Annotated in this window: 15 protein-coding genes; 14 read left to right on the top strand and 1 reads right to left on the bottom strand. The window is 67.1% G+C overall.

Annotated features, from left to right (window positions below; genetic code table 11):
• Window positions 1–80 precede the first annotated feature (80 nt).
• Entirely contained in the window at window positions 81–812 is a 732-nt protein-coding gene (locus EOINJALH_RS32260; protein WP_088283405.1) for a PEP-CTERM sorting domain-containing protein, read from the bottom strand.
• A 445-nt stretch (window positions 813–1257) separates the two neighbouring features.
• Here EOINJALH_RS32260 and EOINJALH_RS20295 point away from each other — a divergent pair, with 445 nt between their 5' ends.
• The 14 genes from EOINJALH_RS20295 to EOINJALH_RS20230 all read left to right on the top strand — a co-directional run bounded on the left by EOINJALH_RS20295 (window position 1258) and on the right by EOINJALH_RS20230 (window position 18626).
• Complete coding sequence (locus tag EOINJALH_RS20295; protein ID WP_088283403.1) at window positions 1258–2805, top strand: FAD-binding oxidoreductase; 1548 nt, start codon at window positions 1258–1260, stop codon at window positions 2803–2805.
• A gap of 278 nt (window positions 2806–3083) precedes the next feature.
• Complete coding sequence (locus tag EOINJALH_RS20290; protein ID WP_234413955.1) at window positions 3084–3686, top strand: XrtA/PEP-CTERM system exopolysaccharide export protein; 603 nt, start codon at window positions 3084–3086, stop codon at window positions 3684–3686.
• Between the two features lie 43 nt (window positions 3687–3729).
• Window positions 3730–5325 carry an XrtA system polysaccharide chain length determinant gene (locus EOINJALH_RS20285; RefSeq protein WP_088283401.1) on the top strand — a complete coding sequence of 532 codons (1596 nt, stop codon included), beginning with the start codon at window positions 3730–3732 and terminating at the stop codon, window positions 5323–5325.
• Window positions 5326–5359: 34 nt separating this feature from the next.
• Window positions 5360–6394 (top strand): XrtA-associated tyrosine autokinase, encoded by a 1035-nt coding sequence (locus EOINJALH_RS20280; RefSeq protein ID WP_088283399.1) that lies wholly within the window; start codon window positions 5360–5362, stop codon window positions 6392–6394.
• Between the two features lie 7 nt (window positions 6395–6401).
• Window positions 6402–7901, top strand: a complete 1500-nt coding sequence (locus tag EOINJALH_RS20275; protein ID WP_158219831.1) for a TIGR03016 family PEP-CTERM system-associated outer membrane protein — start codon at window positions 6402–6404, stop codon at window positions 7899–7901.
• A 7-nt stretch (window positions 7902–7908) separates the two neighbouring features.
• A complete protein-coding gene (locus EOINJALH_RS20270) occupies window positions 7909–9012 on the top strand; it encodes an XrtA/PEP-CTERM system-associated ATPase (protein ID WP_088283395.1) in 1104 nt (367 codons plus the stop codon).
• The gene (gene wecB, locus EOINJALH_RS20265) at window positions 9009–10166 is read left to right on the top strand and encodes a non-hydrolyzing UDP-N-acetylglucosamine 2-epimerase (RefSeq protein WP_088283393.1); all 1158 of its coding nucleotides are present in this window, start codon (window positions 9009–9011) and stop codon (window positions 10164–10166) included. The genes EOINJALH_RS20270 and wecB overlap by 4 nt, the downstream gene beginning before the upstream one ends.
• Window positions 10167–10185: 19 nt before the next feature.
• A complete protein-coding gene (locus tag EOINJALH_RS20260) occupies window positions 10186–11049 on the top strand; it encodes an XrtA system polysaccharide deacetylase (protein ID WP_088283700.1) in 864 nt (287 codons plus the stop codon).
• Window positions 11046–12095, top strand: a complete 1050-nt coding sequence (locus EOINJALH_RS20255; RefSeq protein ID WP_088283391.1) for a FemAB family XrtA/PEP-CTERM system-associated protein — start codon at window positions 11046–11048, stop codon at window positions 12093–12095. Before EOINJALH_RS20260 ends, EOINJALH_RS20255 begins: the two co-directional genes overlap by 4 nt.
• A complete protein-coding gene (gene xrtA / locus EOINJALH_RS20250; protein ID WP_088283389.1) occupies window positions 12095–13663 on the top strand; it encodes an exosortase A in 1569 nt (522 codons plus the stop codon). Before EOINJALH_RS20255 ends, xrtA begins: the two co-directional genes overlap by 1 nt.
• Window positions 13660–14619, top strand: coding sequence for a polysaccharide deacetylase family protein (locus EOINJALH_RS20245; protein ID WP_234413954.1), 960 nt, complete (start codon window positions 13660–13662; stop codon window positions 14617–14619). The genes xrtA and EOINJALH_RS20245 overlap by 4 nt, the downstream gene beginning before the upstream one ends.
• Window positions 14620–14734: 115 nt before the next feature.
• On the top strand, window positions 14735–16015 hold the full coding sequence (locus EOINJALH_RS20240; RefSeq protein WP_088283387.1) for a nucleotide sugar dehydrogenase: 1281 nt from the start codon (window positions 14735–14737) through the stop codon (window positions 16013–16015).
• Window positions 16016–16071: 56 nt separating this feature from the next.
• A complete protein-coding gene (locus EOINJALH_RS20235) occupies window positions 16072–17559 on the top strand; it encodes an MBOAT family protein (RefSeq protein WP_088283385.1) in 1488 nt (495 codons plus the stop codon).
• A 5-nt stretch (window positions 17560–17564) separates the two neighbouring features.
• On the top strand, window positions 17565–18626 hold the full coding sequence (locus EOINJALH_RS20230; RefSeq protein ID WP_088283384.1) for a hypothetical protein: 1062 nt from the start codon (window positions 17565–17567) through the stop codon (window positions 18624–18626).
• Window position 18627: the final 1 nt, after the last annotated feature.

The raw sequence follows: 18627 nt of genomic DNA, 5'->3' as shown, positions 1-18627 counted from the left end.
CACCATGAAAAAAGCCCCCGCTGGGCGGGGGCTTTTGGGCTGGGGTGGATCGCAAGCGACCCGGCCCCTTCGCAGCGTGATCAGCCGCGAGCGCGACGGCGCATCGACAGGCCGATGCCGGCCAGCGCCAGACCTGCCAGCGCCAGGCTGGTGGGTTCCGGAATCTGGTAGGCCTCGATCGTGGCCGACCAGGTGTTGTTCGCCAGGGTCTGACCACCCAGCACTGCAGCTTGCAGCGCAGCGATCGTGGTGTTGGTGTACTGGGCGCTCAGGATGCCGGTGAAGAGGGTCTTGTCGTCGGCGGCGTCGCAGACGGTGTCAGCGCCAGCGTCGCAGGTGAAGCCGTTGACGGTGATGGTGGCCGACACGTTGTTGCCAGCTTGGGTCAGCAGGTACGGCGTGCCCGGGATGGTGCCAGCGACCAGGTCGGTGACCAGGAACTGCCAGTTCGGCTGGGCCGCGAACTTCAGGAAGTTGACCGGGGCGGGCTGGACGCCGACGGGCATGAAGTTGGCATCAGCGGGGTTGGCGCTCATGTCTTGCACGAGGCCGTTGGTCACGCCGACGAAGCCGTTGACACCGTTGAACACGCCGGTGGCGCCGATCGGGCTGGTGAACAGCTGGCCGTAGGTGGGGACCAGGTCGATGCCGGGGTTCAGCGGCGGGTTCCAGTCGATTTCGCCGAGCGAGATCTCAACCGAGCCGAAGCCGACGCTCATCGAGCCGATGATCAGGGTGGCTTGCGCGGTGCCCATCATGCCCGCAGCGGCGGCGATGGCGACCAGCGACTTCTTCAGAAAGGACGTCTTCATGTTCAATCTCCTGTTGGAGGGGGCCAGAGAATTTGCAAGGTTTTGCTTGCGGACGGGTTCAGTAAAGCATGTGGTGTGCCAGGTGCCCTCGGTGCGGTTCAGGCTGCATATGAATCAACAGCTTGGCGTTGCTCGAAGGGCTGCGGGCCCGCCGGTCGCCGGGTCGGCGCCGAGGCGGTGTAAAGCCCACCGACAGCCCTCGATAGGGGGGTGAGGGGCCTTTGGCGCCGGCTGCGGCGCCTGGTGCGGTCGCTCGGATCGGCAGGGCCCACGGCCCCTGATCGTCGAGCCGGCGGTCTCATGGTCGTCGATCGGCCGGTGATATGGTCCGGCTGGTGTGGGCCTGCCGGAGGGTTGACTTGCCGAGATTGGATGCGCGTGACCGGGCTGCCCGCAGACCGTGGCTGAGGCCTGCACCGGCGCGGCCTGCCTGGGTGGGGCTGAGATGACGGACCCTGGGATGGGTTCGGACGTGACCGGGTACGCCCGGTCGGCACCCACGGTGCTGGCGCCCGCCAGTGTGCGGGAGGTGCGGCAGATCGTCCGCGATGCCAGGCGCACCGGGCTCCCAATCCATCCGGTGTCCACGGGCATGAACTGGGGCTACGGGTCGATGTCGCCGCCGCTGCCGGGCTGCACGGTGGTCCACCTCGGCCGCATGAACCGCATCCGCAACGCCGACGAGATCGACGTCGACAACCCGGTGGCGCTGATCGAGCCCGGGGTCACGCAGCGCCAGCTGCATGAGTTCCTGCTGGCGAAGGCGCCGTCGCTGATGTTCAACGTCACCGGCGCGGCCGCCGACACCAGCATCCTGGGCAATGCGCTCGATGGCGGTGTGGGCTACCTGTCGCCCCGGCGCACCGACATCTTCGGCCTGGAGGTCGTGCTGGGCACGGGCAAGATCCTTCGCACCGGCTTCCGGCGACTGGGCCGTCACTCCAGGCTGGCGGGCTCGCACCCGTACGGCCTGGGCCCCGCGCTGGATGGCCTGTTCGTGCAGGGCAATCTCGGCGTGGTGACCAGCGCGTACTTCAAGCTCCGGCCCCGCCCGCCGGTGCAGGTGGCGCTCTCGCTCTCGCTGACGCGGGCGGAGGGCCTGGCCCCTTTCGTCGATGCGCTGATGGCCCTGAAGCGCGAGGGCGTGTTGCCGACGATCACGCACGTCGGCAACCGGCACCGCACGCACGCCACCCTGGTCCACGGGGTGGTCGACTATCTGGTGGGCCGGTGCGGTTTCACCGCGGCCAGGGCCGCCGCAGAAGCTGGCAGGGTCGTGGCCCACTTCGCGCCCACCGAATGGAGCGGCCTGGCATCGGTGGGTGGAACGGCCGCGCAGGTGAAGGCGGCGGTGTCGGAGGTGCGGCGTCGTTTGGCGGGGCTGGCCCGGGTCACCACGGTCACCGACCGGCGCCTGTCGCTGGCCCATGCGGTGGCCGATCGCTGCCGTGCGGTGCCGCTGGCCAGGGCGCTCGCGGCGGTCACCGCCACCGTGCGGCCCTTGCATGGCCTGGCCCTGGGCGTGCCGACCGACGCGCCGGTGCTGGGGCTGCTCCATGCGATCGATCGGCATGACCTGCCGGCCACGTCGCTGGACGAGTCGCGCTGCGGCCTGATCTACATCTGCCCGGCGTTGCCGTGCCACGGCGCGGACGTGGCCGCCTTGCTCGGCAGGATGGCCCAAAGGGCCCGGGGCCACGGCCACGACCTGCACGTCACCGTGAACGTCGAGACCGACACATCCATGGTGGCAGTGACCAACCTGCTGTTCGACCGCTCGGACGCCGAGCAGGTGGCACGGGCCCACCGATGCGCCGACGCCCTGCTGGCGGAGATCCATGGGGCCGGGCTCGAGGTCTACCGGGCGCGATCGGACATGATGGCGGATGTGGTGGGGCGGCATTCCGCGCACTGGGGCCACGTGCGCAACCTCAAACAGGTGTTCGATCCCCAGAACATCATCTCGCCCGGACGCTACAACCTGCCGGCTTGAACCCGCGACACGGTACGATGCCGGCGCTCACGCGGGGCGCCGGACAGGCCTTGCGTGAAATTTGCGTGCTTGGCCGGCTCGGTGGCGTTTGCCGTGGGCCGGTGCGCGCTCGGCCTGTGACATGATCGTTCGACCGGGCGCTTTGGCCACTGCGGAGCCGTGATGGCGCATCGTACGACGGGAAAAAGCGCCCCGTCGTGTCTGCCGTGCACGGCGTTTTCCATGACTGCCCGCCTAGGGGGTTTGCCTTGAAACAAGTTCAATCACTGATCGATCGCTTGTCCCGCCTCGCCGGCATCGCTGCTCTCGCGGCCGTGGTCGCGGGATGTGCCGGAGGACCGGCCCATCCGCCGGCGCCGGTCTCCGCCAGCGGGCCCGACTATTCGTACAAGATCGGACCCGGCGACAACCTGAACATCGTGGTCTGGCGCAACCCGGAACTGTCCACTTCCGTGCCGGTTCGCCCCGACGGCAAGCTGTCCACGCCGCTGGTCGACGAGTTGGTGGCGCAGGGCAAGACCTCGGTCGAGGTGGCCCGCGACATCGAGAAGGTGCTCGGCAAGTATGTGCGCGACCCGGTGGTCACCGTGGTCGTCACCGGCTTCGTCGGCCCCTACAGCGAGCAGATCCGGGTGGTGGGCGAAGCCGCCAAGCCGCAGGCCCTGCCGTTCAAGCAGAAGATGACCCTGCTCGACGTGATGATCGCCGTGGGCGGGCTCACCGATTTCGCTGCCGGCAACAAGGCCACGATCCTGCGTGGCGGCGCGGGCAACCAGCAGTATTCGGTGCGCCTGCAGGACCTGCTCCGCCGCGGCGACGTGTCGGCCAACGTCGAGATGCAGCCGGGCGACATCCTGATCATCCCGCAGAGCCTGTTCTGAGTGGGCCGTCCTATGAAACCCGGTGCCGTGGTGGTGAGCTGACATGGAAGAAGTGATTGCCCAGGTCACCACCATCCTTCGCAGGATGTGGACCTTCCGCTGGCCGTCCCTGGCCGCGGCGTGGATCGTCGGCCTGGTCGGCGCGATCGTGAGCTTCGCCATCCCGAACCAGTACGAAGCCACCGCGCGCATCTATGTCGACACGCAGTCGATCCTGAAGCCGCTGATGTCGGGTCTGACGGTGCAGCCCAACGTCGAGCAGCAGGTGGGCATGTTGAGCCGCACGCTGATCAGCCGGCCGAACATCGAGAAACTGGTGCGCATGGCCGACCTCGACCTCAAGAGTTCGACCAAGGGCGAGCAGGATGCGCTGGTCGACAAGCTGATGCGCTCGATCGAGATCCGCAGCACCGCCCGAGACAATCTGTACTCGCTGGCCTACCGCGAGTCCGACAAGGACAAGGCCAAGCGCGTGATCCAGTCGATGGTGTCGATCTTCGTCGAATCGAGCCTGGGCGCCAGCCGCAAGGACACCGATTCCGCCAAGGTCTTCCTGAACGAGCAGATCAAGAGCTACGAAGCGAAGCTCGAAGAGGCCGAAACGCGTCTGAAGGAGTTCCGTCTTCGCAACCTCGACATGCAGGCGGCCGACGGCAAGGACGGCGCGTCGCGCCTGGTCGAGATCAGCGGCCACCTCGAGCAGGCCAAGCTCGAGCTGCGCGAGGCCGAACAGGCGCGCGACGCGGCCAAGCAGCAACTGGCCGCCGACCAGGGGCAGGTGGCTGGTTCCGAGTTGCCCAACCTGCTGCCGGAGGCCGCCGCCAATTTCTCGACGCCCGAGATCGACGGCCGCATCGACGCCCAGAAGCGCAACCTCGACGCCTTGCTGCAACGCTACACCGACCAGCACCCCGATGTCGTCGGCGCACGCAAGCTGATCAAGGAACTCGAAGATCAAAAGAAGGAGCAGGTTGCGGAACTGCGCAGGGCAGCGGCTGCCGCACCGAAGCCGGTGGCACCGGGCGGCGCGGGCATCAACCGCAGCCTGGCGCACCAGGAGCTGAGCCGTGTGCTGGCCACGTCCGAGATCCAGGTGGCGTCTTTGCGGGCGCGGGTCGCCGAGTACCAGTCTCGCTATGGCCAGGCTCGCACCATGATGAAATCATCGCCTCAGCTCGAGGCCGAGGCGGCCCAGCTCAACCGCGACTACGCCATCAACAAGAAGAACTACGAAGACCTGGTGGCACGGCGCCAGTCGGCGGTGATGTCGGGTGAGCTCGACGTGGCTTCCGGTGTGGCCGATTTCCGCTTGATCGACCCGCCGCGCGTGTCGCCGCACCCGGTGTTCCCGAACCGGCTGCTGCTGCTGGGCGCGGCCCTGGTCGTCGGCCTGGCGGCGGGCGTGCTGACGGCCTTTGCCGGCACCCAGCTGCGCCCGGTGTTCGACGCCGCCAGCGAGCTGCGTGCCAAGACCGGTCTGCCCTTGCTCGGGGTCGTGTCGATGATCGTCAGTGACGACAACGCGCGCCGTGAGCGCATCGACAGGTTGCGCTTCGTCGCCGGCTCGGGCGGGCTGGTGATTCTGTTCGCCATCGGCCTGGTGGCCACCGCGCTCTGGGCCAGCAGGCAAGTTGGATGACACGCATGAAACCACAGCCTGCGCAGGGGGTCGAATGAGCAGCTTGATCGAGCAAGCGGCACAGCGTCTGGCCCAGATCCGCCAGAGCGGCATCGCCATCCCGGGCGAGGCGCCCGGCGACGTGCCCCCGGTTGCCGAGCAGCCGCTGGCCACGCCTCCGGCACGCGAGGTTCCGCCGCCGGTGGCGGCCCGTGAGCCGAAGGCGCCGGTGGTGGCCAAGGCGGCCGCCCCGGTGCCGACACCGTCCAGCGAGCAGAACGTCGTGTCGCGTCGGGTCGAGCTCGACCTGGATCAGCTGTCCGCGGCGGGCATCGTCACGCCCAAGTCGCCGCGATCGCAGCTTGCCGACCAGTTCCGTGTCATCAAGCGGCCGTTGATCAACAACGCCATCGGCAAGGGTGCGGCGCCGGTGGCCAACGGCAACCTGATCATGGTCACGAGCGCGCTGCCCGGCGAAGGCAAGAGCTTCACGTCCATCAGCCTGGCCATGAGCATCGCGGCCGAGCTGGACCACACCGTCATGCTGGTCGATGCCGACGTGGCGCGTCCCTCGGTGTTGCGCATGCTGGGGCTGCCCCCGGGGCCGGGCCTGCTCGACTTGCTCGAGGGCAAGGCCGACATGTCCAACGTGCTGCTGCGCACCAATGTCGAGAAGCTGTCGATCCTGCCCAGCGGCACGCCGCATCCGCGCGCGACCGAATTGCTGGCCAGCGAGTCAATGCGCCAGGTGCTGGCCGACATGGCCACCCGCTACGCCGATCGCATCATCATCTTTGATTCGCCCCCGTTGCTGCTCACCACCGAGTCGCGCGTGCTGGCCACGCACATGGGGCAGATCGTCATCGTCGTGCACGCCGGCAAGACGCTGCAGGCCGACGTCCAGCATGCACTGTCCACCATCGAGGCCTGCCCGCTGAAGATGATGGTGCTCAACAAGGCGCGCAGCGCCTCCCACGGCGCCTACGGTTATGGCTACGGTTATGGCTACGGCTATGGCTATGGCGAACAGCCGGGAGAGCAGGCCGGGCAGGGGGCCCCTGGCGAGCCCGTTGAAGCTCCCCAGAAGTGAATCGGCGATGTCGACATTGATGCCGTCGCGCCGAGACCCGGCTGGTTCGATGCGGCCTGCTGTCGTGGCGGCCGCCGTGGCCTGCGCGGCGATGGGCTCGGCCTGGGCGCAATCGGCGGGTGCGCCGAGGGCCGTGGTCATCGAGCCGAGCGTGTCCATCACGCAGACCATCACGGACAACCTGCGCCTTACGCCTGAGAAGTCCGCCGACGCCATCACCCAGCTCACCGCCGGCTTGCGCATGAGCAGCCGCACCGGCCGCGTCCAGGGAGCCCTCGACTATGCGCTCAATGGCTACGTCTATGCCCGTGGCTCGGGCCGCAGCGACCTGCAGAACACGCTGAACGCGTCCGGGCGGATGGATGTGGTCGACAACTGGTTCAGCATCGACGCCAGCGCGGCGATCACGCAGCAAACCATCTCTGCATTCGACGTGCAGGGGGTCGATCCGGCACTGGGCAGTTCCAATCGCACCGAGCAGCGCTCGTTCCAGATCGCGCCGTCGTGGCGCGGCACCCTTGCCGGTCTGGTCGACTACCGGGCCACGATCGCCCACGGTGCCAGTCGCAGCGATGCGCGGGATTCGCTGGGCAATTCCACCACGACGTCGGGTTCGTTGACGATCAGCGGCCGGCGGAGCGTGCCGTTCGGCTGGAGCGCCACCATCTCGCGGCGCCAACTCGACTACGACGCCAGCCGGGCCACCGAGGAAGACGCTGCCCGGGTGTCGCTCACCTACATCGCGACGCCCGAACTCCAGCTGAGCTCTTCGCTCGGCCGTGAGAGGACGAACCTGACCAGCCTCGACAAGGAGTCCAACGTCACGTGGGGGTTCGGGGCCGACTGGTCGCCGTCGCCGCGCACCCGCCTGACCGCCCAGCAGAGCCACCGCTCGTTCGGCAACAGCTACAACCTGGCGTTCGAGCACCGCATGCCGCGCACCACTTTCCGGCTGAGCAGTTCGCGCGATATCCAGGATCCATCGTCGCCCGGCAGCAGCCGCTTCGGCCTCGACATGGACAAGCTCCTGGCCGAAATCCGGGCGATTCCCGATCCCGTGCTGCGCAATCAGGTGTCGCGTGAGCTGGGTTTCCTGTTCGGCTCGGCGACCCTGCAAAGTCGCGTCGATGCCTCGGTGCGGTACCAGGGCTTGCGCACGTCGTTCAGCGCGATCGTCGCCGACACCTCGAGCAGCCGACTCGACCCCCTGGCGGCCGTCAGCGGCGACCTGGGGCAATCGGACACGGTGCGGCAACGCCTGTACAGCTTCGGGATCGACCATCGCCTCACGCCGGTGACCAGCCTGGGCCTCAGTCTGTCGCGCCAGCGCAATGCCGGGGAGCAGAACAGCCTGTCCAATGTGCTGACGACCTGGATGCTGTCGTTGACCACCGTGGCAGGCCCGCGCGCCAACGCCACCGTGTCGGCCAGGCACGTGGTGTTCGACAGCTCGACCTCCCCCTACACCGAGAACGCGGTGGTCGCCACCTACGGCCTCAAGTTCTAGCCACACGATGTACGAAGCGTTCTACGGGCTTGCCAACAAGCCCTTCCAGCTCAACCCTGACCCGAACTTCTACTTCGGCAGCAAGCAGCACCGTCGCGCCAAGGCGTACCTCGACTACGGGGTGTCGCGCAACGAGGGCTTCATCGTCATCACCGGCGAGATCGGTGCCGGCAAGACCACGCTGCTGCGCGCGTTGATCGATGGCCTGCATGGCAGCAACGTCGTCGTGGGCCACCTCGTCACCACCCAACTGGGTGCAGAAGACACGCTGCGCATGGTCGGCGCGGCCTTCGGTTTCCGGGTCAAGGACGTGCCGAAGTCCGAGTTGCTGATCACGCTCGAGGCTTTCCTGATCAGCCAGACCAGCAAGGGCAAGCGCTGCCTGCTGATCGTCGACGAGGCGCAGAACCTCACGCCCCGGGCCGTCGAGGAACTGCGCATGCTGTCGAACTTCCAGTTCGGCAACCAGGCGCTGCTGCAGAGCTTCCTGGTCGGCCAGCCAGAGTTCCGCGAGATCCTGCAGCGGCCCGAGATGGAGCAGTTCCGCCAGCGCGTCGCGGCCACCTGCCACATCGGACCGCTGGACCTCGACGAGACGCAGCGCTACATCGAGCACCGTCTCAAGTGTGCCGGCTCCACCGGCAAGCCCAGTTTCGAACCGGCGGCTTTCGAGGGCATCTTCAAGACCAGCGGGGGCATCCCGCGCCGCATCAACTCGGTCTGCGATCGCTTGCTGCTGCTGGGCTTCCTGGCCGGCAAGACCCATCTCACGGCTGACGACGTCAACGAGGTCGTCAAGGAGTTCGCGCAGGAATCCAACGTGCCGAATGCTGCGGCCAGGGCTTTGTTGGCACGGCAGGCCGCGTCGCAGAGCGACGCCGGTGGCGACGTTGTCGTCGAGGCCGATCTGGCGCCCCTGCAGCTCGATGCGGCCACGGCCGACGCGATGTCCGACCAGTTGGCCAACCTCACGGCCGACCAGCGTGGTGACCAGATCCAGCGGCTCGAGCGTGGCCTGCTGCGCCTGGAACGCACCAACCTGCAGATCCTGGCGCTGCTGCAGCAACTGGTCGGCGCCGCCCGACGTCCTTCCGAGGGGAGCGGGGAATGAGCCAAGGCTCGCAGACGGCCCTGACCGGGCCGGTGATGTGCATCGTCGGTGCGCGCCCCAACTTCATGAAGATGGCGCCCATCCTGCGCGCACTCGCGGCCCACCAGCCCCCGCTGGCGTCGCTGCTGGTGCACACCGGGCAGCACTACGACCAGGGCATGAGCCACCAGCTGTTCGAAGACCTCGGCTTGCCGCGGCCCGAGATCAACCTCGAGGTCGGCTCGGGTTCGCATGCGGTGCAGACGGCCGAGGTCATGCGCCGCTTCGAGCCCGCGCTGGACGAGCACAAGCCCAGTTGCGTGCTGGTGGTCGGCGACGTCAATTCCACGCTGGCCTGCACGCTGGTCGCGGTGAAGAAGGGCGTGCCCGTCGCGCATGTCGAGGCCGGGCTGCGCAGCTGGGACCGGAAGATGCCCGAGGAGATCAACCGGGTGTTGACCGACCAGGTGGCCGACCGCCTGTACACCACCGAGCGCAGCGCGGCCGACAACCTGCTGCGCGAAGGCGTGGCGGCCGAGCGGGTGTGCTTTGCCGGCAACGTGATGATCGATTCGCTGCTGGCCAACCGCGACAAGGCCCGCAGCGCCGCCGACACGTTGCGCGCGCACGGAGCCGATCCTGCGCTCCTCGGGCACCCGGCCGGCTATGCCGTGGTGACGATGCACCGGCCGTCCAACGTGGACGATGCCGTCACCCTGCGCAGCCTGCTCGAGGTGCTGCGCGAGGTGTCGACGCGGCTGCCGCTGGTCTTCGCGCTGCACCCGCGCACGCGGTCGAACATCGACCGATTCGGTCTCGGCGGGCTGACCGACCCCGCACGTATGGTCATGCTGCCGCCCCAGGGCTACCTCGAAATGGTCGGCCTGATGGCCGGCGCCACCATGGTGCTCACCGATTCCGGCGGCCTGCAGGAAGAGACCACCGCGCTGGGCGTGCCCTGCCTGACCATGCGCGAGAACACCGAGCGACCGATCACCGTCGAGCAGGGCACCAACACGATGGTCGGGCGCGACCCGGCCGCCATCCTCCAGGGCGTGACCGACATCCTCGAGGGCACTGGCAAGCGCGGGCGCGTGCCCGAGCTGTGGGATGGCCGTGCCGCCGAACGCATCGCTGCCGACCTGTGGCATTGGCTGCGCGCCGGTGCGGCTTGAGGCGGGGGACGACATGCTGATGACGAGCGCGCCGATCACCAATGCGCTGACGATCGACGTCGAAGACTACTTCCAGGTCTCGGCCTTCGCGCCCTACATCCCGCGCAGCACGTGGGAGCAGTGCGAATGCCGCGTCGAGCGCAACGTGATGCGCATCCTCGACCTGCTCGAGCGCCGCGGCGTGCACGCCACCTTCTTCACGTTGGGCTGGATCGCCGAACGCTATCCGCACCTGGTGCGGCGCATCGTCCAGGGCGGGCACGAACTCGCCAGCCATGGCTATGGCCATGAGCGCGCCAGCGACCTCGACGAGCGCGCGTTCTTCGCCGACATCGATCGTGCCAAGAAGCTGCTGGAAGACCTGGCCGGTCGCGCGGTGCTCGGCTATCGCGCACCGAGTTTCTCGATCGGCACCGGCAACCTGTGGGCCTTCGACAGCCTGTCGCGGGCTGGCTACCAGTACAGCTCGAGCGTTTACCCGATCCACCACGACCACTACGGCATGCCGGATTCGCCGCGTTTTGCCTACCGTGTGAACGAGACGCTGCTCGAGATCCCGGTGACCACGCTGCGCCTGTTCAACCGCAACCTGCCCAGCAGTGGCGGCGGCTACTTCCGGCTGCTGCCTTATCCGTTGTCGCGCTGGATGCTGCAGCAGGTGAATGCCGATGACCGCGAGTCGGCCATCTTCTACTTCCACCCCTGGGAGATCGACGACGAGCAGCCCCGCGTGCCCGGCATCGACCTCAAGACCCGATTCAGGCACTACGTGAACATTCCCCGCATGGCGGACAAGCTGGAGTCGCTGCTCGCGGACTTCCGCTGGGGCCGCATGGACGAGATCTTCCTGGCGCCCGCTGCGGCGGCCCGCCCCGCGCCGTGACCGCCGCGCCGCCGACCATCCACCGACTGGACCTGCAGGACCGAGCCACCGCCCAGCGGTGGGACGCGTTCGTGCAGGCCTGTCCCGAGGCCACCTTCTTCCACCGTGCCGGCTGGCAGGGCATCCAGCAGCGCCAGCTGGGCCACGACACCCACTTCCTGTTCGCCGAATCCAACGGGCGCATCGAGGGCGTGCTGCCGCTGGCCCATGTGCGCAGCGTGCTGTTCGGCAATGCGCTGTGCAGCCTGCCGCATGCGGTGTATGGCGGCGTGGCGGCCACGTCGCCGGCCGCCGTGGCCGCGCTCGAGGCCGAGGCGCAGGCCCTGGCGCGGCGCCTGAAGGTGCCGCACCTCGAACTGCGCAACGTGCAGCGCCGACACGACGACTGGCCGATGCAGGACCTCTACGTCACCTTCCGCAAGGAGATCCTGCCGGAAGAGGAGGCCAACATGCTGGCCATCCCGCGCAAGCAGCGCGCGATGGTGCGCAAGGGCATCAAGAACGAGCTGAAGAGCGAACTCGATGCGGGCGTCGACCGCTTCTTCGACCTTTACGCCGACAACGTGCACCGGCACGGCACGCCGGCCCTGTCGAAGCGCTACTTCCAGGCCCTTCGCGACGAGTTTCGCGACGACTGCGAGGTGCTCACGGTTGTGGCGCCCGATGGTCGGCCGGTGAGCAGCGTGCTGAGCTTCCTGTTCCGCGACGAGGTGCTGCCCTACTACGCCGGTGACGACGTCGCGGCCCGCGACCTGGCCGGCAACGACTTCAAGTACTGGGAGCTGATGCGCCGCTCGTGCGCGCGTGGCTTCAAGCTCTTCGACTACGGCCGCAGCAAGGCCGGCACCGGGCCCTACGCGTTCAAGAAGAACTGGGGCTTCGAGCCGCAGCCGCTGCACTACGAGTACTGCCTGTACCAGCGCGACAGCGTGCCGCAGAACAACCCGAACAATGCAAAGTTCAAACTGCTGATCGAAACCTGGCGGCGCATGCCCATCGGCCTGGCCAACTGGCTCGGGCCGTTCATCGTGCGGAGCCTGGGGTGATGCCAGTGTTCGGGACCATGCCGCAGGCCTGGCGCGTGGCATTGCCGCCGTTCGTTCTTGCGCTGGTCGCCATCCTGGCCTTGTACTGGGATACGGGTGCTGGCATGGTGACCATCTGGGCACGCTCGGAAACCTTCACGCATGCCTTCCTCGTGCCGCCCATCGTGCTGTGGCTGGTTTGGCGGCAGCGTGCGATGCTGGCCACGCTCACGCCGCGGCCAGAACCCTGGGCGCTGGTGCCGGTGGCGATGGCGTGCGCGCTGTGGCTCATGGGCAAGCTGGTCGAGGTGAACGCGGCCATGCAGTTCGCGATGGTCAGCCTCCTCATCCTGTGCGTCCCTGCCTTGCTGGGTCTGGTTGTGGCAAGGGCCTTGGCGTTCCCACTCGCGTTTGCCTTGTTCGCGGTGCCCATCGGCGAATTCATGCTGCCGACTCTGATGCAATGGACGGCCGATTTCACCGTCGCCGCACTGCGCCTGAGCGGCGTGCCGGTGTACCGCGAAGGCCTGAAGTTCGTCATCCCCACGGGCTACTGGTCGGTGGTCGAGGCCTGCAGTGGCGTGCGCTACCTGATCGCGTCGTTCATGGTGGGCTCGCTCTTCGCCTACCTGAACTACCGATCGAACAAGCGCCGATGGATCTTCGTCGGGCTGTCGATCCTGGTGCCGATCCTGGCCAACTGGGTGCGCGCCTACATGATCGTGATGCTTGGCCACCTCTCGAACAACGAGATCGCCACCGGCGTCGATCACCTGATCTACGGCTGGGTCTTCTTCGGCGTGGTGATCATGGCGCTGTTCATGGTCGGTGCGCGCTGGGCCGAGTTCGACGAGCCGGGCGAGACACCGGCGCCTGCGCGTGCAGCAGGCGCCATCGGCCGCCCGACGTTGGTCTGGGCGGTGGCGGCGATGGTCGGCATGCTGACTGCCGCCCCGTTGGCGGCCAGCCGAGCATTCGATGCACCATCGGTCGACCGTGGCGCTGGGGCACTGTCGCTCGAGGGCCTGACCGCCTCGGACTGGACGCCGGCTGGTGCGTTGTCCAGCAGCTGGTCACCCGTCTTTTCGGGCGCTGCCGCAACCGAGCATCGAGCCTACACCAGCGCCTCGGGCGCCTCGGTGACAGTGCACCTGCTTCACTATCGGCGTCAGCAGGCCAGCCAGAAGATGGTCAGTTCGACCAACGTCGTGGTGCGTGCCAACGACCCCGATTGGAATGCTGTCAGCACGCACGATCGCGTGCCGATGGTGAAGGGCGTCGACAGTGTGCGCGTCACCGAACTGTTGGGGCCAGACCGGCCCGGGGGGGCGAGCCGCGATCGTTTGCGCGTCTGGCAGTTGTATTGGATCAATGGCGTCTGGACGTCCAGCGACGTGCAGGCCAAGCTGCTGGCTGTCAAGGACCGCCTGCGCGGGCGAGGCGACGATGCCGCCGTGATGTTCCTGTCCGCCCGCGAAGCGAACCCGGGCGACGCCGACCCAGTGCTCGCAGCTTTCCTGACATCCCGCCTGGGGGCCGTCGAGGCCAGCCTGGTCGCGGCTCGCGACGGCGCCGTGCCCAAGCCGTGATCTGGGCCCGCCTGCCCCTGTCGCTGCTGTCGCCGGCAGGGCCTCGGGCCCGGCTGTCGATCCTCATCTTCCACCGGGTGCTGCCGGAGCGCGACCCCCTGTTCCCGACCGAGGTCGACAAGGGTGACTTCGAACGCATCTGCGGCTGGTTGGGGTCGATGTTCAACGTGCTGCCACTGGACCAGGCCGTGACACGCCTGGCCGCCGGCAGCCTGCCCGAGCGCGCCGCCTGCATCACCTTCGACGACGGCTACGCCGACAACCGCACCCAGGCGCTGCCCATCCTGCAACGCCACGGGCTGCCGGCCACCTTCTACATCGCCACGGGGTTCCTCGACGGCGGGCGCATGTGGAACGACACGGTCATCGAATCGGTGCGCCGCACGCGGCAGTCCAAGCTGGACCTGCGGCCGCTGGGCCTGGACGGCCTCGAGCGCTTCGACATGGCCACGACAGACCTGCGCCGCACGGCGATCGAGACCATCATCCGCCGCATCAAGCACATCCGCCCAGTCGAGCGCCTGGCGCACACCGAGTCGATCGCCGAACTGGCCCAGGCCGAGTTGCCGACCGACCTGATGATGAGTTCCGCCCAGGTGCGCGAGATGCGCCAGGGCGGCATGCAGATCGGGGTGCACACCGTGTCCCACCCGATCCTGGCCACGCTGTCGGCGGACGAGGCACGGCGCGAGATCGCCGATTGCCGCCAGACGCTCGAGACGCTGCTGGGCGAGCGCGTGGCACACTTCGCCTATCCCAACGGCAAGCCGGGGCAGGACTACATTGACGACAGCGTGCGCATCGTTCGCGAGTTGGGCTTCGACAGTGCCGTGTGCACCCAGTGGGGCGCGGCGCGGCAGGGCACCGATCGTTACCAATTGCCCCGCTTCAGCCCCTGGGACTCGACGCAACCGCGCTTCGGCCTGCGCATGATGGGCAACCTCTGGAAGTCCTGAGCGGCCTGCCCGTGCAAATGTTCGCGGGAAGACTTGGTGGGCACGAGACGTCGCCGCCGCGAGCCTGCGGCCAGCGGCGAAGATAACGACCTTTGTATCCCGAGGGATGGCTTCGATGACGACGGTGGCAGTGATTGGGTTGGGCTATGTCGGCCTGCCTCTGGTGGTGGCGTTCGGCAAGCAGCTGCGGACGATCGGTTTCGACATCTCGTTGCCCAAGGTCGCGTCGTGCCAGCGCGGGGTGGATCCATCGCGCGAACTGGCGGACGAGGAACTGGCCGCGGCGACGCATGCGGTCTACACGTCCGACCCCACGATGCTGGGCGAGGCCGACATCATCATCGTGGCCGTGCCCACGCCGGTGGACGAGGCGCACATCCCCGACTTCCGGCCGCTCATCGGCTCGTCGACCAGCGTCGGCCGCCACATGAAGAAGGGCGCGACCGTGGTGTACGAATCCACCGTCTACCCCGGCGCCACCGAAGAGGTCTGCATCCCCGTGCTCGAGCGCGAATCGGGCCTGAAGTGGAAGCAGGACTTCTTCGTCGGCTATTCGCCCGAGCGCATCAACCCGGGCGACAAGGAGCACACGCTCACCAAGATCCTGAAAATCGTCTCCGGCGACACGCCCGAGACCCTCGATCGGGTGGCCGAGGTCTACGAGAAGATCATCATCCCGGGCGTGCACCGCGCCTCGTCGATCAAGGCCGCCGAAGCCGCCAAGGTGATCGAGAACACCCAGCGCGACCTGAACATCGCGCTGATGAACGAACTGGCCATCATCTTCGACAAGCTCGGCATCGACACCTCCGAAGTGCTGGAGGCCGCAGGCACCAAGTGGAACTTCCTGAAGTTCAAGCCGGGCCTGGTGGGCGGCCACTGCATCGGCGTCGACCCGTACTACCTGACGCACAAGGCCGACATGCTCGGCTACCACCCCCAGGTCATCCTGGCCGGCCGTCGCATCAACGACAGCATGGGCAAGTTCATCGCCGAGCAGACCATCAAGCACATGATCGCCTCGGGCAGCTACATCAAGGGCGCCCGCGTCAACGTGCTGGGCCTGACCTTCAAGGAAAACTGCGGCGACCTTCGCAACAGCAAGGTCATCGACATCATCAACGAGCTCAAGACCTATGGCGTCGAGGTGCTGGTCACCGACCCGCAGGCCGAGCCCGAGGAAGCCATCCACGAGTACGGCGTGCGCCTGGTGCCCTGGGACGAACTGCCCCGCGCCGACGCCATCGTCGCCGCCGTCTCGCACAACGAGTTTGCCTCCCTCAGCGTCGAGGAAATCGGCCGCAAGCTCGTCAAGGGCGGCGCCTTCATCGACGTGAAGGCGGCGTTCGATCCCGCAGCGTTGCAGATCGCCGGCTACCGCGTCTGGCGGCTTTGATCTCCTGCGCTCGCGGAAGCGAGATGCCAGTACGACGCTGTTGACCGCACCGACGCATGCTCTTCACCACCGGGTCGTTCCTGCTGGCCTATCTGCCCATCACCTGGATGGGCTTCTTTCTTCTGGGACGCTTCTCCCACGGGGCGGCAGCGGCATGGCTGTTCCTGGCCTCGGTGTTCTTCTACAGCTACTGGATGCCACTCCTGACGCTGCTGCTGGTGGCGTCGATGTCGGTGAACTTCCTGCTGGGACGACGGATATCCGACGCGCTACAAGGCACAGGATCGGTGAGGGCCCGCGCCTGGATGGTGGCGGGCATCGTGTTCAATCTGGGGCTGCTGGCTTACTTCAAGTACGCCAACTTCCTGGTTGACAACCTCAACGCGGCCTTGGGTTTCGACTGGCATCTTGGCCGAATCGTGCTGCCGATCGGCATCTCGTTCTACACCTTCACGCAGATTGCGTTCCTGGTGGATGCATACGAAGGTAAGGTGCGGGAGGTCAATCCCGTGCACTACGGCTTGTTCGTCACCTACTTTCCCCACCTGGTGGCCGGTCCGGTACTGCACCACAAACAGATGATGCCGCAGTTCGCCGACGCGTCGATCTATCGGCCGCGGGTCGAGAACATCGTCTGCGGCCTGGTGGTGCTGGCGCTGGGACTGTTCAAGAAAGTGGTGCTGGCCGACGGAGTCGCGCCTTATGCCGACGCGGTGTTCAGTCCCGCTGTGCCGAGCGCTGTGCTCACGACCGGAGAGGCCTGGCTGGGCGCCGTGGCCTACACGTTGCAGTTGTACTTCGACTTTTCCGGCTACTCCGACATGGCGGTGGGTCTTTCCTTGCTGTTCAATGTGCGGCTGCCCTACAACTTCAACTCGCCCTACCAGGCGCGCAACATCTCGGACTTCTGGCGGCGCTGGCACATCTCGTTGTCCACCTTTCTGCGCGACTACCTCTACATCCCCCTGGGCGGCAACCGGGGCGGGCCGGTGCGCCGCTATGCCAATCTGGCCACCACCATGCTGCTCGGTGGCCTATGGCACGGCGCCAGCTGGTCCTTTGTCATCTGGGGCGGCCTGCACGGCCTGTACCTGATGGTCAACCACGGGTTCAGGGCGGCCTTGGGCGAGGCACTGCGCAGCCGCTTGGAGCGCGTCTGGCTCTACGGGTGGTGCAGTTGGGCCTTGACCCTGCTGGCCGTCGTGGTGGCCTGGGTGTATTTCCGCGCTGAGACATTGGCCGGCGCGCATCGAATCCTTTTGGCCATGGCCGGGTGGAATATGCCGCCTGTTGCTGAAGCCTCGCACCTCTGGAATGCCGGTTTGAATCCATCGACCGGGGTGCTGTGGTGCGTGGTGCTGGCTGCGGCGGCCTTGTTCCTGCGGAACAGCAATCACATCGGGCAGAACCTTGCGATCCGTGTCATGAAGCCGTCTGTCTTCCGTGCCGTCATTGCCGGGGCAGCGCTCGCGGCCGTCGCCATGACCTTGCTGGTGAACGCCACGCGCTCATCAGTGAGCGCGTTCATCTACTTCAACTTCTGACGCTCGTGCGCATCCTCTTGGTCATCCTCGGGGCGATCGGCGCGCTGCTGTCTTCCGAACTGGTGCTGCAACTGTTGCCGGTCTCTACCGCCACGGCACGCAACTACCACATCGATCCGCTGGTGCTCACCTACCCGCCTGGGCATCGGTGGAGCGTGGCGACCGGATGGGACCTGCGCAACGCGCAGACGCTGAAGGCAAACAACCTCGGGTTCGCGAGCGACATCGATTTCGTCCCGAATGCGGATGCGATCGCATTGATTGGTGACAGCTATGTCGAGGCGTCGATGCTCGACGCCTCGGATCGCCCAGGCCCGCAGTTGGCGTCGGCGATCCGGGGCCAGCGACCGGTCTATGCCTTTGGCGCGCCCGGCTCCGCGCTGCTCGACTACGCCGAAAGGATTCGGCTGGCCAGCACGCGCCTGGGCGTCGTCGACTTTGTGCTTTTGCTCGAGGCGGGCGATGTTCGGCAGTCCCTTTGCGGCTCGGGCAACGTCCACGGTCCGTGCCTCGACCCCGAAACTTTCGCACCCAAGGTCGAGCTCTATCCGCAGCCTTCGACGATGAAGCGCTTGTTGAGCCAGTCTGCGCTGGCGCAGTACCTGGTCAGCCAGCTCAAGGTCGATGCGCGCAGGTTGCCGGGGCAGTTGTTTTCCGCCGATGCCGCTTCGCCGGCCCACGGTGAAACCGCGTCACCGGTGTCGTTGACGGTGCCTCCCGAAGACGTCGCGGAAGTGCAGCGACGTGAGCGCATGGTGCGGGCTGTGGCCGACCGGTTCTTCGGCGCCATCGGATGCTGCAAGGTCCGCAAGTTGGTGCTTGTGGTGGACGGGCAGCGCACGCCCAAGGCCACGCTGTCAGGACAGGAACTTGCTATCGCCGAGGAGCGCCGCCTGTTCATGGAGATCGCCCGTCGGCAGGGCGCCGTGGTCATCGATGCGGAGCCGCTGTACCGTCGGCACTTTCAAGGGTCAAGGATGTCTCTCGACGTGGCGCCGGACGACGGTCATCTGAACTCGTTGGGGGTGCGCATCGTCACCGACGCGGCCGCCGGGGCGTTGAAGTGAC

This window comes from Ideonella sp. A 288 (assembly GCF_002198735.1).
Classification (GTDB): domain Bacteria; phylum Pseudomonadota; class Gammaproteobacteria; order Burkholderiales; family Burkholderiaceae_C; genus Pseudaquabacterium.
Note: the sequence above shows the minus strand (reverse complement) of the source record. Positions and strands in the feature narration are given on the sequence as shown.